Source organism: Streptomyces sp. NPDC059477, assembly GCF_042749375.1.
In the GTDB taxonomy this organism is placed as follows: Bacteria; Actinomycetota; Actinomycetes; order Streptomycetales; family Streptomycetaceae; genus Streptomyces.
The window spans coordinates 25,952-42,196 of record NZ_JBHYUG010000049.1 but is presented as its reverse complement, the minus strand read 5'-3'; the positions used below and the strand labels follow the sequence as shown (position 1 = coordinate 42,196).

Here is a 16,245-nt window from a genome sequence, read left to right as displayed (position 1 = left end):
GCGTTCAATATCGCCTCCGTGATCCAGGCGGGGGGGGGGTCCCCCCGCCCCCCCGGCCGGGGCGCCCGCTAAGAACCCCCACCGGGGGGGCGCGCCCCCCCCCCCGTGCTCCCTGGCAGGCCCCCGGCCCGCCTCGGCCAGGCAGACGACGGACGACCGCCGCAGCCGGATTGAGCCCTGGCTGCGGCGGTCGGGAGTTGCGGCGGTACCGGGGGCGCTACGGCCGTACCGGAAGTACTACGGCGGTCCCGGAGGAGCTACGGCGGTCCCGGAGGAGCCAGGACGTCACGCGCCCCAGTCGTCATTGACGGTGACGGCGTCGGCGATCCGGAACCGGCCGCCGGGCACCGGGGGAGTGGCGGGCTCACCCATGACGACGACGTGCTTGCCGAACTTGGGGGCCAGCGGCCGGCCGACGTCCCGCTTGAGCCACAGCCGCAGCAGATGCCGACGGCGCTCCGGCTCCGGGTGGTCGACGTAGCTGGTGCGCGAGTGCAGGGCGGCGTAGTTGAGCAGCCACTGGACATCCCCCGGCTGGAAGTCCATGTCGATCGGCAGGCCCGCCTCCTGCGAGATCTCGTCGAAGAGGGCGATGGCCTCGGACTGGTCGGCCGTCAGCGGGGGCACACCCGGATACTCCTGGGCACTGAAGATCATCGAGTTGCCGGCGTAGGTGCTGAAGACACCGTCGACGTAGCTGATGATCGGCGAGGTGTACGTCATCTCCGGGGAGTCGGGGTCCTGGCGCCGCCAGTCCCAGTGGTAGGTGTCGAAGAGACGCGGGGCGAGATCCGGGCGGCGGCGCAGCATCTCGTTGTAGATCGTGGTGCCGCTGACCAGGCTGGACGCCCCGCCCTCCTTGGCGCCGCGCAGGCACATCAGGGCGACGACGTCGGAGCTGTCCGAGTGGAACGGCAGCCGGTCCCGCACCCGGGAGGGCAGCGCGCCCTCGTCGTCCATCGTCTTGTTGGACGTGGCGATCACATGGTCGAGCAGATCGCCCCGCTGGTTCTGCCCGATCGGCCGGCCGAGGTGCAGGCCCATGACGAAGAAGATGGCCGCGGCCACGGCGGGGCCGTACTCGTCGGTGCGCAGCCCGCGCACCAGGATGAACCCCCGGCCCGCGTCCATCTGGCGGGCGCACTCGTCGTTGAGGGCACGGGCGGCGTCGAGCGGGTAGTCGGCGGCGGTGACCGTGCGCAGGTCGGGGTCGTCGGCGACGAAGCGCCGGCCCAGGTCCTCCAGTTCGGCGCGCTCCGCGTCACTGAGGACGTAGATCCAGTCGGTCGACCTCGCCAGTTCGTCGCCGCGCCAGGCGGACGGCCCGGGGATCTGCTCAAGGGGGGCGGTGGTGGTCACGGTGATGCACTCCTCGCGAAAATGGGATGGAACGGCCTGCCGGCGGCAACACGGCGGACGGCGAAGGCTTCGGTGCGGCGATGTGCGTCGCGCGGGGCGACGCGGGCGCTCAGACGAGTGTCTTCAGAAGAGTGGCCTTGAGAAGGTTGGTCTTCGGAAGAGCGGTCTTCGGAAGAGCGGTCTTCAGAAGGGTGTCTGAGGGACGCCGACAGCCGTGCCGGGGCGCAGTCCTTCCCGGGGCGGGGAGTAGCGGAGCGGTTCGTCGTAGGTCCGGCGGCCGGCGCACGAAACGAGCAAGGCGCCGATCAGGGCGACTGGCCTCATGCGGGTCCCGTCCTTTCAAGAAGTTGCTCCACGATAGGAGGCGGGCGAACCACCCGTCAATGGGCGAGACGGCATCTTGTAATGCAGTACGTGTGCGCGTCAGTGGCGCGCTCGCCGTACCGGCCGTCCAGGTGGCCCGCGCGGGATGGACGCGCCGGTCCTCCAGAACCTGGCCGCCTTCGCTGTACAAGATGTATACGCCCTCGGTGAATGTGCTGAGCAGATTGAGCACGATGCCCAGCAGATGTCGTCACTCTTGCACAGGCCCCGGTCAACGGCTGTGCTGGGGGCAGAACGGGCCGTGATGCGGACGTGCCGCACCCTCCCGTAGCGGTCACAGCAGCCACAGAAGAGGGGTGACACATGAGCATCGACCAGATCCTCACCAGTCAGGAGCGCCTGGCCGAACTGGACCTTCCTCAGCTCAAGCAGCTCGTCGGGCTGGTGGAGTACGACGCGCAGAGCGACCCCTTCCCGGTGACCGGCTGGGACGCCGTGGTGTGGACGGTCGGCAACGCCACCCAGACCGCGCACTTCTACCAGTCGGCGTTCGGCATGGAGCTGATCGCCTACTCCGGCCCCGAGACCGGAAACCGTGACCACCAGGCGTACGTGCTGCGCAGCGGGGCCATCCGGTTCGTCTTCAAGGGCGCGGTGGACCCGAAGAGCCCGCTGGCGGACGCCCACCGCAGGCACGGCGACGGGGTCATCGACATCTCCCTGGAGGTGCCCGACGTGGACCGGTGCGTCACCCATGCCCGCGCCCAGGGCGCCACCGTCCTGGAGGAGCCGTACGACATCACCGACGAGCACGGCACGGTCCGTATCGCCTCCCTCGCGGCCTACGGCGAGACCCGCCACACCCTGATCGACCGCTCCCGCTACGACGGCCCCTACCTGCCCGGCTATGTCGTGCGCACCTCGTCCTTCGTCAAGCGCGAGGGCAGCCCGCGCCGCATCTTCCAGGCCCTCGACCATGTGGTGGGCAATGTCGAGCTGGGCAAGATGGACGAGTGGGTCGACTTCTACAACCGGGTCATGAACTTCACCAACATGGCGGAGTTCATCGGCGACGACATCGCCACCGAGTACTCGGCGCTGATGTCCAAGGTCGTCGCCAACGGCAACCACCGGGTCAAGTTCCCCCTGAACGAGCCGGCGCTGGGCAAGAAGAAGTCCCAGATCGACGAGTTCCTTGAGTACTACCAGGGCCCCGGCGCCCAGCACCTGGCGCTGGCCACCAACGACATCATCGCCTCCGTCGACGCGCTGCGCGCCGAGGGCATCGAGTTCCTGGCCACCCCCGACTCGTACTACGAGGACCCGAAGCTGCGCGCCCGGATCGGTGAGGTACGGGTCCCCGTCGAGGAGTTGCAGAAGCGCGGCATCCTCGTCGACCGGGACGAGGACGGCTATCTGCTCCAGATCTTCACCAAGCCGCTCGGTGACCGCCCGACCGTGTTCTTCGAGCTGATCGAGCGTCATGGCTCGCTCGGTTTCGGCAAGGGCAACTTCCAGGCCCTGTTCGAGGCGATCGAGCGCGAGCAGGCCCGGCGCGGCAACTTCTGACCGGTGGGCGCCGGGTGCCACCAGGGCACCCACGGCCGGCCGGCTCCCGGCGCCGCCCCTCCCTCCCACCCACCTCTCCCTCGACCTGGAAGTCACCCACCATGACGTGGCTGGACCTGCCCTCCGACGATTTGTTCGGCATCGACAATCTGCCCTACGGGGTGTTCTCGCCGCCCGGCCGTCATCCCCGTGTCGGGGTGCGGGTCGGGGAGCGGGTGCTGGACCTGGCCGACGTACTGGCCGACCCGGTCTTCGCGGAGCCGACGCTGAACGCGTTCCTGGCCCAGGGGCGAGGTGCCTGGTCGGCGGCCCGGGAGCGGATCCGCGAGGTGCTCACCGCTGAACGGCACCGCGCGGGCGCCGAGGCAGCCCTGTACCGGCTGGACGAGGTCGCGTTGCGGCTGCCGTTCGAGGTGGGCGACTATGTCGACTTCTACGCCAGTGAGCACCACGCGAGCAATCTGGGCCGGCTCTTCCGCCCGGACAGCGACCCGCTGCCGGCCAACTGGAAGCATCTGCCGATCGGCTACCACGGCAGGTCCGGCACGGTCGTCGTCTCCGGTACGCCGGTCACCCGCCCCTGCGGCCAGCGCAGGCCCCCGGAGAGCGCGGCCCCCGTCTTCGGCCCGTCCCAGCGCCTGGACATCGAAGCCGAGGTCGGCTTCGTCCTCGGCACGGGCTCACCGATCGGCAGCCGCATCGGCGTGGGTGACTTCCGGGACCATGTCTTCGGTGTCTGCCTGGTCAACGACTGGTCGGCGCGTGACCTCCAGGCGTGGGAGTACGTCCCGCTCGGACCGTTCCTCGGCAAGTCGTTCGCCACGTCCGTCTCGCCGTGGATCGTCCCGCTGGACGCGCTGGAGGCCGCCTGGACCGGGCTGCCGGTCCGCGACCCCGAGCCGCTGCCGTATCTCGCGGACGCCGGGAAGGACGGGCTGGACCTGGCGCTGTCGGTCCGGCTCAACGGCCAGGAGATCTCCACGCCGCCGTTCGCCGCGATGTACTGGTCCGGCGCCCAGATGCTCGCCCACATGACCGTCAACGGAGCCGCCACCCGCCCCGGCGACCTCTACGCCTCCGGCACCGTCAGTGGCCCGGCGGCGAGCGAGGCGGGCTCCCTCATCGAACTGACCCACGGCGGCACCCGCCCCCTGACCCTCCCGGACGGCTCGGTACGCGGCTTCCTGGAGGACGGCGACGTGATCACCATCTCCGGCACGGCACCGGGCCGGTCGGGCGCCCGGATCGGCCTCGGTGAGGTGACGGGCCGCATCGACCCGGCGCGTCTGCCGACCGGCTGAGGACCCGTGCAGCCGGGTAGGGAGCGGACGCCTCGGCGCGGGGGTCCGCACCTCAGCCGACTTGGGTCAGGCCCCGTGCCCGACCCTGCTGGACGGGGTCGGGCGCGTGGCTTCATCGGCGCCGGTGACGAGGCCACCCTCTGGGGTGCGCGCCTGGCCGGGAGGCTTGGGTGAGCTGATCCGGGTCGGCCCGGGGGAGGTGAGAGGCCGTGTCGAGTCGGCGCGCCCGTCGGCCTGGTGAGGGTCCGCCATCCGGTATCGGGATCGGTGCCTCGGCGCGGGCCCAGGCCCCTACCCTGCCGGACGGTTGGGTGAATGGTTTCGCGGGGCGTCGGTGATGAGACCACGATCTCGGGTCGGCGCCTGGGCCGGTCGGCGACCGGGGCGGCTTGGGGGAGGTGATCCGGGTCGGCCCGGGGGAGGTGAGAGGCCGTATCGACCCGGCGCATCCGTCACCCCGGTGATCGGCCGCCGATCCGCCCGCCCAGGCGGCACCCGTCCCCTCAGCCCCGCCCGCACCTCGATCGACACCGGATCCGTCTGAGCCCTGGCGCCCCCGTTGTTCAACCCCGGATCGGCCCGGCCCGGCCGCCGACCGGGTGATCGGCCGCCGATCCGCCCAGCCCGCGCACCCACCCCACTCCGCCAGGACCCACCCCCGTTACCCACAGCCTGACGTGGAAGCATGTGGCACGCGGTGACTCCGGCGTATTGCGGGTGCGACTGAATACAATGTATACGTTAGTCATGCTGTCATCCGGTGGCTCTGTCGAGGAGCGTCCAGGGATTCACAATCAGGCCGAGGTCGCCTACCGACGGCTGCGGGAGCGGCTCGTCGAAGGGCACTACCGGCCCGGCGACCGGCTGACCGAACTGGGCCTGTGCAAGGACCTGGACATGAGCCGGACCCCGGTCCGCGAGGCGCTGCGCCGGCTCCAGAGCGATGGTCTGGTCGCGTCGACCGGCCGGGGCGTGGTGGTCAGCTCCCTGACCCGGCAGGAGATGCTCCACGCCATGCAGCTCCAGGGCGCCCTGGACGCGCTGGCCGCCAAGCTCGCGGCCACCGCCCAGCGCGACGGACGGCTCTCCCCGGCCCAGTTGAGCGAACTGGAATCGGCTGCGCACGCCGTCGAGGAGCGTGCCGAGGCGGGGGACGCGACCGGTGCCTGGCATGCCAATCTGGCGTTCCACATGCTGCTCGCCCGGCTGGCCGGAAACCCACTGCTCACGGACGCTCTGGACCGGATCTGGGCGCGGTTCGCCGTCGGCAGTCTGGCCAACATCAACCGCCGTACCGATCTCACCCCGCGCGACCACGACGCGATCCTCGGCGCCATCCTCGCCGGGGACCCGGAGCGGGCCGAGGCTGCGGCGGCCGAGCATGTGCACCAGGCCGTGGTGATGTACAGCCACGAGCACTCCAATACTTGATCACTCCACCACTTGATCGCCTGGGTCGCTGTCGGCGGCGCGAGATCGCAAGGGGGCGGCCCAGCCGCCCCCTTCGGTGTTTCGCCGCCTCCGATCCCTCTCCACCGGGCCCCGGAACACCCCCCGCCACGGCCGAGATCATGGCCTTGAAAGAGGCGGCAAGAGGCGCCCACCGCGCGTCCACAACCCCTCGTACCCCAGAGATTCACCGGGTTACCCGGCGGTAGAAGATTTCACTCCACATCCTCTGCGCGATGTCTTGCCGACCCTTCATGTGCAATGTATACATTGCACATGAAGGCGAAGGGGCCCGCAGCCTCAGCCGACTAGGGCGCCACCAGCGCCCCCGGAGAACTCCGAAGTGCCAGGGACAGGCCCTCACCGGAGAACGCCGGACCAGACCGACGCGCCGCCATGCCGGACGTCGCCGCCCCAACCCCACCGGGGCTGAGCCGCTCACCCATGCACGGAGCGAGGGGCTGTCCAAGCGCACCATCAGAACCTGTCACCGACTGAAGGTGGGTCTCATGCCAGGAATCGGCCGAGGCGGACGGCGCTACGCCGCCCTCAGCACCGCAGCACTCCTGATGGCCACCGCCGCCGCGTGCGGCTCGGGCTCCGGCTCGACCAACGGCCCCATCACCATCGGCATCTCCCTGCCGCTGTCCGGCCCCGTCGCCGACGCCTCCAAACCCGCCTACGAGGGCTACAAAGTCTGGGTCGAGCAGATCAACGCCGAAGGCGGACTGCTGGGCCGCCAGGTGGAACTCAAGGTCCTGGACGACGGATTCGACCAGAACACCGTGGTCAGCAACTACAACCGGCTGATCAGCCAGGACCGGGTCGACCTGCTCCTCGGCACCTTCTCCTCCAAACTCAACCTGCCCGCGTCCTCCGTCGCCGAGCGCAACAAGATGCTCTACGTCGAACCCTCCGGCGGCGCCGAGGAGATCTTCACCCGCGGCTACGAGTACCTCTTCTTCGCCCAGCCCAGCACCTCCCTCGATCTGCCCGAGCAGTTCGTCAACTACATCGCCTCACTGCCGGCCGACCAGCGGCCCAGGACCGCCGCCTATCCCACCCAGGACGACCCCAACACCGATGTCACCATCGAGGAGTTCCGCGAGCGGCTGACCGAGCTGGGTGTCGAGTCGGTCTACAACGAGAAGTACGCCCCCGAGACGGTCAACTTCGACCCGATCGCCAGCGCCATCGCCCGCGAGAACCCCGATCTGGTCATCCACGGCGCGGTCGCCGCCAATGACGGCGCCGGACTGGTCAAGGCGCTCCAGAAGCAGGACTTCAGCCCGGACATGATGTTCCAGACCAACGCGCCCAGCCTGGTCGGCTCCTACCCGCAGGCCGTCGGCGAGGCCAACACCGAGGGCGTCTTCACCACCACCGCGTGGAGCCCCGAGTCCACCTACCAGGGCAACGCCGAGTTCGTGAAGGCGTACACCGAGTCCTACGGCTCCCCGCCCACCGACGACGCCGCCAACGCGTACACCGCCGCCCAGGTGCTGGGCGAGGCCGTGGAGCAGGTCGGCAGCCTCGACCAGACCGCGCTCGCCGACTGGCTGCACTCCCACCCCGTCTCCACCATCGTCGGCAGCCTGCGCTGGGACGAGCGCGGGGTGCCCGAGGGCGACATGCTGCTCGCCCAATGGCAGCAGGGCAACCTGGAGTTCATCCTCCCCGAGGGTCAGCAGACCGTGCCCGAGGCGGTCAACCCCAAGCCGGGGTGGTCGTAGTGTCGATGTTCTTTCAAGCGCTCATTCTCGGGCTCTTGATCGGCGGGGTGTACTCGCTGGCCGCCTCCGGCATGAACCTCGTCTTCGGGGTCATGCGGGTGGTCAACATCGCCCAGGGCAGCATGCTCATCCTGAGCGCCTACCTCACCTACTCACTGTGGGAAGCCACCGGCATCGACCCGCTGCTGCTGACCGTCATCACCACACCGTGTCTGTTCGTCGTCGGCTGGGTCACCTACTACATCTTCATCGAGCGCTCCCGCACCACCGACCCGTCCATGGCCCTGGTCACCACCTTCGGCCTCGCCCTCATGGTCAAGGGGGTCATCGCCCTGATCTGGGGCAACGAACCGCACTCGGTGACCCCCGGCTACGCCAACGAGTCCTTCAGTGTGCTCGGGATGCGCTTCCCGCAGGCCCAGGTGTACTCCTGGCTGGTCGCCGCCGTCGTCCTGGCCGGCCTGTATCTGCTGCTGCGCCGCACCTGGATGGGACGGTCCATCCAGGCCGCCGCCGCCAGCGCCGAAGGGGCCCGCCTCATCGGCATCGACGTCCGCTCCACCTGGGCCGCCGCCTACGCCATCGGCGTCGCGGCGGCCGGGGCCGGCGGCTCCCTGCTGAGTGTGCTCTACCCCTTCATGCCCAGCTCCTCCGACCACTGGATCGGCCTGACCCTGGCGATCATCGTGCTCGGCGGCATGGGCAGCCTGCCCGGCAGCGTCCTGGGCGCGCTCGTCATCGCCGTCGCCGAGTCACTGACCTCCACCTATGTCTCGCCCGACTGGGCCGTGGCGGTGCCCTACATTGCGATCATCGTCGTGCTCGCCGCCCGCCCGCAGGGCCTGCTCGGGACACGACTGCGAGAGGACATGAGCCGCGCATGAGCATCACCCGACTGCGGGCCGCGGGCATCGGAGCCGGTGCCGTCGCGCTGGCCCTCTTCCCCATCCTGTCCGACAACGCCTACTGGCAGAACATGGCCATCATGGCGTTCCTGCTGGCCATCATGGCCTCCGGCTGGAACATCATCTCCGGCTACGCGGGCTACATCTCGCTCGGCCAGAGCGCGTTCCTCGGCCTCGGCGCCTACACCACCGCCCTGCTGTCCATCCACACCGGTGTCTCCCCGCTCATCGCCGCCCCCGCCGGAGGAGTCGTGGCCGCCCTCGCGGCCATGCTGCTCGGCCTCGTCGGGCGGCGCACCCGGGGCGCCGCCTTCGTGATCATCAGCTTCGCGTTCCTGGAGTTCACGGCCCTGCTGACCTCCAACTGGTCATCCCTGACCAACGGCAACCACGGACTCAACCTGCCGCTGCCCGACTGGGACCGCGCCTTCCTCAACTGGCCCTTCTACTACTACCTGCTGGTCCTGCTCGGCCTGACCGTGCTCGGCTCCTGGGCCATCCGCCGCTCCAGGTTCGGCATCGGCCTCATGGCCATCCGCGACGACGAGTCCAAGGCCGACGGCATCGGGGTGCGCACCGACCGCTACAAGATGTTCGCCTTCGCCGCGAGCGCCTTCCCCATCGGCATCGCGGGCGGTGTCTACGCCTACTACATCGCCTTCCTCGAACCGGCGTCGATGTTCGACATCGTCATCGCCATGCAGATCGTGCTCGCCGCACACCTGGGCGGTGTCGGCACCCTGTGGGGCCCGGTCCTGGGCGCCTTCATGCTGGAACCGCTCAACCAGTTCACCAACCAGAGCCTGAGCGGCCCCGACGCCGGCTCCTGGCGCCTGATCATCTACGGCGCCCTGCTCGCCGCCATCGTGCTGTTCTTCCCGCGCGGAGTCCTCACCGAGGGCGTCGACTGGCTGGCCCGGCTGCGCCGCACCGGCCCCCAGGCCCTGGCCGGAGCCCGGCTCAGCATGGCCGCCGTCGAACTGCCGCCCAAGGCACTCACCCAGCACACCGCGCACCCCTCGGACACCGGCCCGGCACCCGCGGACGACACCCTGCTGCGGGTCGAAGGACTCAGCAAGTCGTTCGGCGGCGTCAGAGCGGTCGACGACTGCTCGTTCACCGTGCGACGCGGCACCATCACCGGGCTGATCGGGCCCAACGGCTCCGGCAAGACCACCGTCTTCAACCTCCTGGACGGCAGCCTCGCCGCCGACAGCGGCACCATCCACCTGGGCGAGCGCCGCCTCGACGGCACCCCCCGCTGGCAGCGCGCCCACCACGGCCTCGCCCGCACCTTCCAGGCGACCAGGATCTTCCCGCACCTGACCGCGCTGGAGAACCTCGCCGTGCCCAGCCGCACCTTCTCCACCGGACAGCTCGCCGACTCCGCCATCAGCGGCAGAACGGCGGCACGCGCCCGGGAATGGCTGGAGTTCGTCGGCATGGCCGAGTACGCGGACCACCAGGCGGGCGACCTCTCCTTCGGTCAGCAGAAGCTGATCGAACTCGCCCAGGCCCTGATGCTGGAGCCCGAGGTGCTGCTCCTGGACGAACCGGCCGCCGGCATCAACCCGACCCTCATCGAGCGGCTCGCCGAGATCATCCGCAAACTCAACGCCGCCGGCACCACCGTCGTGATCGTCGAGCACAACATGCCGCTCGTGCTGTCCCTGTGCGACCACATCCATGTCCTCGCCCAAGGACATGTCATCGCCAGCGGCCCGCCCCGGCGGATCGAGCAGGACCCGGCCGTGCTGGAGGCCTACCTCGGCGACCACGCACCGGGAGCGGCGAGCACCACCACCGCCACGGGAGTTGACGCATGATCACCCTGACCGGCCTGGTCGCCGGCTACGGAAAAGCGGGCGACATCCTGCGGGGCGTCGACTTCACCGCCCCCACCGCCGCCATCACCTGCATCGTCGGACCCAACGGGGCCGGCAAGTCCACCGTGCTCAAGGTGTGCAGCGGGCTGCTCGACCCGCGCGCCGGACAGGTGCACATCGGCGGCGACGAGATCAGTGGCCGCAGCCCCGGCGACATCCTGCGCCAGGGTGTCGTCCAGGTGCCCCAGCACCACGGACTGTTCCCCACCATGACCGTCCGCGAGAACGTCATGCTCGGCGCCTACACCCGGCGCCGCGAGAAGGAACGCAACCGCCGCCGCTACCAGGAGATCACCGAGGTCTTCCCGCTGGTCGCCGAACGCGCGGGCGACAAGGCCGCCTCCCTGTCCGGCGGCCAGCGCCGCACGGTGGAGTTCGCCCGCGCCCTCATGCTCAGCCCCCGGGTGGTCCTCCTGGACGAGCCCACCCTGGGCCTGGACCCCAAGGCGTGCGCCCAACTCGGCGCGTCCATCCGGGCGTTGAAGGACTCCGACGTCACCGTCCTGATGGTCGAGCAGAACGTACGGTTCGGGCTCACCCTCGCCGAACACGCCGTCGTGATGGAGAGCGGCCGGGTGCTGCACACCGGAGACGCCAAGGCCCTGCTCGCCGACCCGGACATGGCCCGGCTGTTCTTCGGCGCCGCCCCCGAACACAGCGAGCCGTCATGACCGCGCCCCTGCGGGTCGGCCTGGCCGGGGCGAGCCCGCTCACCCTGCCCGTCGCACGCCGCCTGAGCGCGGCCGGACACCGGCTCACCGCCTGCGTCCCTCCTGGGTCGACGCCACCCACCTGGAGGAGGCGGGCGCCGAACTCGTCACCCGCCCCGAGCACCTCGCCCACTGCGAAGTCATCCTCAACAGCTTCCCCGACGGCACCCCCAAGGACCGCTGCCACCGCGCGGACGACGGACTGCCGGCCGCCCTGCTCATCGGTCACTTGCTGGTCGGACTGTACGCAGCCGCCGAGGCCGCCGCCCTGATCTCCCGGCTCGGCCTGCCACCCCGGGAGAGCAAACGGGTCCTGATGTCCGCACCCGGCGCCAGCAGCATGCTCGACCACTGTCTGCCCGCCGCCCTCACCGGCGGCGAGGCCGCCTCCATCGCCACCATCGGCGGCCTCGCCCAGGCACAGGCCCTGATCGCCGACCTCGCCACCCGGCTCGACGTGCCCCTGAGACCGCTGCCCGCCGCACGCGGCCACACCGCTGCCCTCATCCGGCGCGGCAACGCCGGACACGACGTCTCCCGACCGGCCCGAACCTACGACCACGAGGCCGCCGCCTGACCGGCCGGACCCCCCAACACCGCCCACGACCGGGAGACGGCCCGACCCACCACACCTCCCAACGCCGCCTGACCGGGCCGCACCCCTCCACCCCGCCCACCACCGCGAGCCGGTCCGACCCCGCCGGGCACCCCCAGGCGCCGCGGCAGACAGCCCCGTACCACCGTCATCACCGCCACCACCGCACCTCACCGCCACCCGAGGACGGCCCCCGCCATGGGCCGGTCCGCCGCACCAGCCGCACCGACGGAGACCAGTCGCCGTGACCCACAGCCATCTCATCCCCCTTCAGGACATCCCGGCCTCCGGTGCGCGCGCCGCGCACAGTCTGCGTGTGGGGGACCTGGAACTCCTCGCGATCCCGCAACTGGCCTACGACGTCCCCGGGACCCCCGCGCACATCAACGGCGGCGACAGCGAGACCGAACTCCTGCTGCTGCGCCGCGAGGGCGACCGCTTCACCCCCTGGGGCACCCTGCCCGCCCCGGGCGGCGAGGACGCCGAACCCTTCACCATCGGCGACCGCACCTTCCTCGCCGTCGCCAGCATCCGCACCGGCGCCGGGCCCTACGACTACCAGGTGCCCTCCGTCGTCCACGAGTGGACCGGCAGCGGCTTCACGCCCTTCCAGTCGTTCGACGGCTTCGCCGCCAAGCAGTGGCGCCACTTCACCGTCGACGGCCGCCACTTCCTCGCCCTCGCCCAGGGCGTCGCCCTGCCCCACACCAAGGACATCAACCGGCCCTCCGCCCTCTACACCTGGGACGGCACCCGCTTCACCCACTTCCAGGACATCGACTCCCAATGGGGCTACAACTGGCACCCGTTCACCGTCGGCGGCCACTTCTTCCTCGCGCACGCCGACCACGCCGCCCCGAGCGTGCTGCACCACTGGGACGGCACCCGCTTCGTCGCCCACCAGGACCTCGCCCCGACCGGGGGCCGCGCCTTCGCCACCTTCCAGGACCCCGGCGGCGACGACACCCACCTCGTCGTCGCCCGCATCGACGGACCGTCCCGGGTACTGCGCTGGGACGCCGCCACCGGCACCTTCACCGAGCACCAGTCGCTCGACGGACCCGGCGGCCGGGAACTCGCCCTCGTCCGCACCGACCGGGCGCTCTACCTGATCCGGGTCAACTTCATCCACGGCACCCCCGCCGACCCCACCGCGGCCCTGATGTCCCAGATCTACCGCTGGGACAAGGACCACCTCGAACTCGTCGAGGAGTTCCCCACCACCGGCGGAACCGACCTGGAGGTCCTCCGGGGCGCCGAGGGCCCGCTCGTCGTCCAGAGCAATGCCCTCAGCCCCGACCTGAGATTTTCCGCCCACGTACGCGTCTACCGCTTCACGGACCGATGACCCGCCCCGCGTTCCCGGTGACCACCACCCGGCAGCCCACGGCGTGGCCAAGGAGAGATGACATGTCCGACCACGAGAGCCCCGAGCTCGTCGATCTGTTCACGGCGTACACCGCCGGCCCCGACTCCATCGGCGCCCATCTGCGCGCCTGCGCGGCCCGGGGACGCTCCCGCGACCCCCTGCTCGTCGTCACCGGGGCCGACATGGCGCTGTACCCGGGCGACGGCACCCCGCCCACCGTGCTGCCGTACCGGATGACCAACCGGGGCTTCAAGGAACTGGCCGCCGTGTCCCACCTCGGCACCGCCCTCTCCTCCCTCGCCGAGCTGTACCACCGCGAACCCGACGGCGTCTGGCGCCAGGACGCCGAACTGCTGCTGCGCCGCACCCGGCGGGCCCGCGCCGCCAACAGCGCCGCCCTGTGGCGCGACCGCATCGACGCGGCGGCCCTGCGCGGGCGCGAGGAGTCCGTCGCGGCCATGGTCGACTACGCCTGCGCGATCACCGAACGCTATCTGCTGCGCGCCCTGGCCGAACCCGCCCGCTACTTCAACCACCAGACCCTGCGGGACACCTACCTGGACGACGGTCACCCCGAGACACCGGTCTCCTTCAACCGGATCATGGTCGCCACCTTCTTCCTCGTCGGGCTCGACACGTCGTACCGGCTCATCACCTGGCTCGACGAGCGGGGCATCGACTGGGCCCGTGCCATGGTCGTCGTGGTGGGCCAGATCGGCCGCCCCACGGCCGGGGTCACCTGGCGCACCAACAGTGTCGCCGGGATGGTGCTCGCCGCCTCCCGGGGCAAACTCCCGCTCAGCCACCTCTACATCGCCCCGCACGCCGCCGGTTTCGCCACCCCCGTGGACGGCGATCTGCGCGAGGTCAGGGCCGTGGAGGAACAGCTACGCCAGCTGTGGGCGGGCACCCGCGTCACCGTCGAACTCGGCGGCGCCATGTTCGACGGCTACCCCGCCTTCGACCCCGGCGACGAGACCACCGGCCGCCCCCACCCGGTCACCGGCCCCGGCACCAGTGCCCTGGTCACCGAACAGCCGGTCATCCGGGCCGTCGACGACTGGCTCTCCCTGGTCACCCGGCTCCGCCTGGTGATGGAGGACCCCCGCCAACTGCTCTCCGGTGCCGTCACCGACTACGCCGCCCAGCAGCTCATCGCCCATGACAACAACCCGTCGGCCGTCACGGTCCCCGGCCTCGACAACGAGCCCTACCCCGCCTTCGGCACCGCGTCCGCGGCGGCCTGACCCGCAGGAGACCCGACGATGGCCCACCACCCCCCGCACCCCGGATTCCTCGGTCGCCTGCACGCGGGCGACCCCACCCTGATGCTGATCGTGCGCACCGCCCGGACGGCCGACACCCTCCACATCGCCGCGTCCACCGGGCACCACGGCGTCATGGTGGACCTCGAACACTCCACCATGTCCACCGACACCGCGGCCCAGTTGTGCGCCCTCGCCGGCAGCCTCGGACTGACCGCGCTGGTCCGCGTCCCGGAACGCGAGTACGGCATGATCGGCCGGCTGCTCGACGGCGGCGCCCACGGGATCGTCGCCCCGCGCATCGAGAGCGTCGAGCAGGCCCGCCAGATCGTCGGCGCCTGCCGCTTCCCGCCCCGAGGCCAGCGCTCCCAGACCAACATGGTCCCCCAACTGGGCATGCGGCCCACCCCGGCCGCCACCATGAACCCCGCCGTCGACGCCGGCACGATCGTGCAGATCCTCCTGGAGACCCCCGGCGGCATCGCCGACGCCGATGCCATCGCCGCCCTCGACGGGGTGGACATGCTGGCCCTCGGCGCCAATGACTTCACCGCCGAACTGGGCATCCCGGGACAGTACGACGACCCGCGCGTCCGTGACGCCGTGGCACAGCTCACCGACGCCTGCCGCCGGCACGGCAAGCTCATGGTCCTCGGCGGCATCGGCGACCAGAAGCTGATGGACGAACTCGTACCGCTCGGGGTGTGCCCGCTGCGCATGACCGGCACCGACACCGCGCTGCTCCACGAAGCCGCCGCGGCCCGCGCCCGCCGGACCCTGGACGCCTTCGGCCCCACCCACCCATAGGCCCGGCACCCACCCACTCACCCCTACGCACAGAGAGAGCCGCCATGACCGCCGACCTGCCCCGGCCCACCCCCATGCGGGCCGCCGAGACCCTCACCGAGCCGGTGTTCGAGATCCCGCCGGACAGCTGCGACACCCACTTCCATGTCTTCGAACCCGGCTACCCGGTCGAACCCGGACCGCTGTACCAGTTCCCCGACGGCACCCTCCAGCAGTACCTCGCCGCGATGGAACGGCTCGGCATCACCCGCATGGTGCTGGTCCAGCCCACCTACTACGGCACCGACAACAGCCTGCTCGTGGACGTCCTCAAGTCGGTCGGACCGCGCTGCCGGGGAGTGGTGCGCATCGCGGACGACACCTCCGACGCCGAACTGGACACCTACCACCGCCTCGGCGTGCGCGCGATCCGCCTCGACCTGTTCGCCCGTGCCGGCTGGCCGCTCGCCGACCTCATCGCCTACATCCGGGCGATGGCCGACCGGGCCCGGCCGCGCGGCTGGCACCTCCAGTTCTACACACCCGGCACCGTCGTACGTGACCTGCTGCCCTTCTTCGCGGACTTCGAGGACACCTATGTCATCGACCACATGGGATACATGAAGGAGTCCGACGGCCTGACCGCCGACGACTACGCGCAGCTCATCCGCGTTCTGGACCACGGCAGTTGCCACATCAAGCTGTCCGGCGCCTACCGTGTCGCCGGGAACAAGCCACTGTCCTCGGTCGCCCCCCTCGGCCGCGCCCTGGTCGCCGCCCGCCCCGACCGTCTGGTGTGGGGCTCCGACTGGCCCCATCTCACGGACGGCGCACGGGACACGGGGGAGTACCTCAACCTCCTCGCCGACTGGGCCCCCGACGCGGCCGACCGCCACCGGATCCTGGTCGACACACCCACCCGGCTCTTCTACACCGACTGAGCCGTCCCGCGCGGCCCTGACGCCCTGATGTCCGAAGGGGCGATGTGGTTGGC

At 70.7% G+C, this 16,245-nt stretch carries 13 protein-coding genes; 12 read left to right on the top strand and 1 reads right to left on the bottom strand.

The annotated features are described in order from the left end of the window. Positions 1-285 precede the first annotated feature (285 nt). A complete protein-coding gene (locus ACFXAZ_RS23775) occupies positions 286-1,359 on the bottom strand; it encodes a TauD/TfdA family dioxygenase (RefSeq protein ID WP_384594688.1) in 1,074 nt (357 codons plus the stop codon). A gap of 687 nt (positions 1,360-2,046) precedes the next feature. On the opposite strand from ACFXAZ_RS23775, the gene hppD reads away from it, so the two are divergent. The 12 genes from hppD to ACFXAZ_RS23715 all read left to right on the top strand — a co-directional run bounded on the left by hppD (position 2,047) and on the right by ACFXAZ_RS23715 (position 16,192). After that, positions 2,047-3,252, top strand: coding sequence for a 4-hydroxyphenylpyruvate dioxygenase (gene hppD, locus ACFXAZ_RS23770; RefSeq protein WP_384594685.1), 1,206 nt, complete (start codon positions 2,047-2,049; stop codon positions 3,250-3,252). A 101-nt stretch (positions 3,253-3,353) separates the two neighbouring features. Beyond that, on the top strand, positions 3,354-4,553 hold the full coding sequence (gene fahA, locus ACFXAZ_RS23765) for a fumarylacetoacetase (RefSeq protein ID WP_384594682.1): 1,200 nt from the start codon (positions 3,354-3,356) through the stop codon (positions 4,551-4,553). A gap of 747 nt (positions 4,554-5,300) precedes the next feature. Beyond that, a complete protein-coding gene (locus tag ACFXAZ_RS23760; RefSeq protein WP_384594679.1) occupies positions 5,301-5,984 on the top strand; it encodes a GntR family transcriptional regulator in 684 nt (227 codons plus the stop codon). Positions 5,985-6,511: 527 nt separating this feature from the next. Further along, entirely contained in the window at positions 6,512-7,735 is a 1,224-nt protein-coding gene (locus ACFXAZ_RS23755; protein WP_384594676.1) for an amino acid ABC transporter substrate-binding protein, read from the top strand. A 35-nt stretch (positions 7,736-7,770) separates the two neighbouring features. After that, positions 7,771-8,619, top strand: coding sequence for a branched-chain amino acid ABC transporter permease (locus ACFXAZ_RS23750; protein ID WP_384594672.1), 849 nt, complete (start codon positions 7,771-7,773; stop codon positions 8,617-8,619). Next, positions 8,616-10,466 carry an ATP-binding cassette domain-containing protein gene (locus ACFXAZ_RS23745; protein ID WP_384594669.1) on the top strand — a complete coding sequence of 617 codons (1,851 nt, stop codon included), beginning with the start codon at positions 8,616-8,618 and terminating at the stop codon, positions 10,464-10,466. Before ACFXAZ_RS23750 ends, ACFXAZ_RS23745 begins: the two co-directional genes overlap by 4 nt. Continuing rightward, positions 10,463-11,197: an ABC transporter ATP-binding protein gene (locus tag ACFXAZ_RS23740; RefSeq protein ID WP_384594666.1), complete on the top strand. Its 735-nt coding sequence runs from the start codon at positions 10,463-10,465 to the stop codon at positions 11,195-11,197. The genes ACFXAZ_RS23745 and ACFXAZ_RS23740 overlap by 4 nt, the downstream gene beginning before the upstream one ends. Before the next feature lie 268 nt (positions 11,198-11,465). Further along, the gene (locus ACFXAZ_RS23735; RefSeq protein WP_384594663.1) at positions 11,466-11,813 is read left to right on the top strand and encodes an NAD-binding protein; all 348 of its coding nucleotides are present in this window, start codon (positions 11,466-11,468) and stop codon (positions 11,811-11,813) included. 262 nt (positions 11,814-12,075) lie between these two features. After that, the gene (locus ACFXAZ_RS23730) at positions 12,076-13,179 is read left to right on the top strand and encodes a hypothetical protein (RefSeq protein ID WP_384594660.1); all 1,104 of its coding nucleotides are present in this window, start codon (positions 12,076-12,078) and stop codon (positions 13,177-13,179) included. A 62-nt stretch (positions 13,180-13,241) separates the two neighbouring features. Further along, positions 13,242-14,447 carry a DUF5624 domain-containing protein gene (locus tag ACFXAZ_RS23725; RefSeq protein ID WP_384594657.1) on the top strand — a complete coding sequence of 402 codons (1,206 nt, stop codon included), beginning with the start codon at positions 13,242-13,244 and terminating at the stop codon, positions 14,445-14,447. 18 nt (positions 14,448-14,465) lie between these two features. Next, positions 14,466-15,272, top strand: a complete 807-nt coding sequence (locus tag ACFXAZ_RS23720) for an HpcH/HpaI aldolase/citrate lyase family protein (protein WP_384594654.1) — start codon at positions 14,466-14,468, stop codon at positions 15,270-15,272. A 44-nt stretch (positions 15,273-15,316) separates the two neighbouring features. Further along, positions 15,317-16,192 carry an amidohydrolase family protein gene (locus tag ACFXAZ_RS23715; protein WP_384594651.1) on the top strand — a complete coding sequence of 292 codons (876 nt, stop codon included), beginning with the start codon at positions 15,317-15,319 and terminating at the stop codon, positions 16,190-16,192. The last annotated feature ends 53 nt before the right edge of the window (positions 16,193-16,245 follow it).

What these genes read in the sequence shown, in the direction of transcription:
- hppD (WP_384594685.1), top strand. Translation starts at nt 2,047, where the DNA reads ATGAGCATCGACCAGATCCTCACCAGTCAGGAGCGCCTGGCCGAACTG.
- fahA (WP_384594682.1), top strand. Translation starts at nt 3,354, where the DNA reads ATGACGTGGCTGGACCTGCCCTCCGACGATTTGTTCGGCATCGACAAT.
- ACFXAZ_RS23760 (WP_384594679.1), top strand. Translation starts at nt 5,301, where the DNA reads ATGCTGTCATCCGGTGGCTCTGTCGAGGAGCGTCCAGGGATTCACAAT.
- ACFXAZ_RS23755 (WP_384594676.1), top strand. Translation starts at nt 6,512, where the DNA reads ATGCCAGGAATCGGCCGAGGCGGACGGCGCTACGCCGCCCTCAGCACC.
- ACFXAZ_RS23745 (WP_384594669.1), top strand. Translation starts at nt 8,616, where the DNA reads ATGAGCATCACCCGACTGCGGGCCGCGGGCATCGGAGCCGGTGCCGTC.
- ACFXAZ_RS23740 (WP_384594666.1), top strand. Translation starts at nt 10,463, where the DNA reads ATGATCACCCTGACCGGCCTGGTCGCCGGCTACGGAAAAGCGGGCGAC.
- ACFXAZ_RS23725 (WP_384594657.1), top strand. Translation starts at nt 13,242, where the DNA reads ATGTCCGACCACGAGAGCCCCGAGCTCGTCGATCTGTTCACGGCGTAC.
- ACFXAZ_RS23720 (WP_384594654.1), top strand. Translation starts at nt 14,466, where the DNA reads ATGGCCCACCACCCCCCGCACCCCGGATTCCTCGGTCGCCTGCACGCG.
- ACFXAZ_RS23715 (WP_384594651.1), top strand. Translation starts at nt 15,317, where the DNA reads ATGACCGCCGACCTGCCCCGGCCCACCCCCATGCGGGCCGCCGAGACC.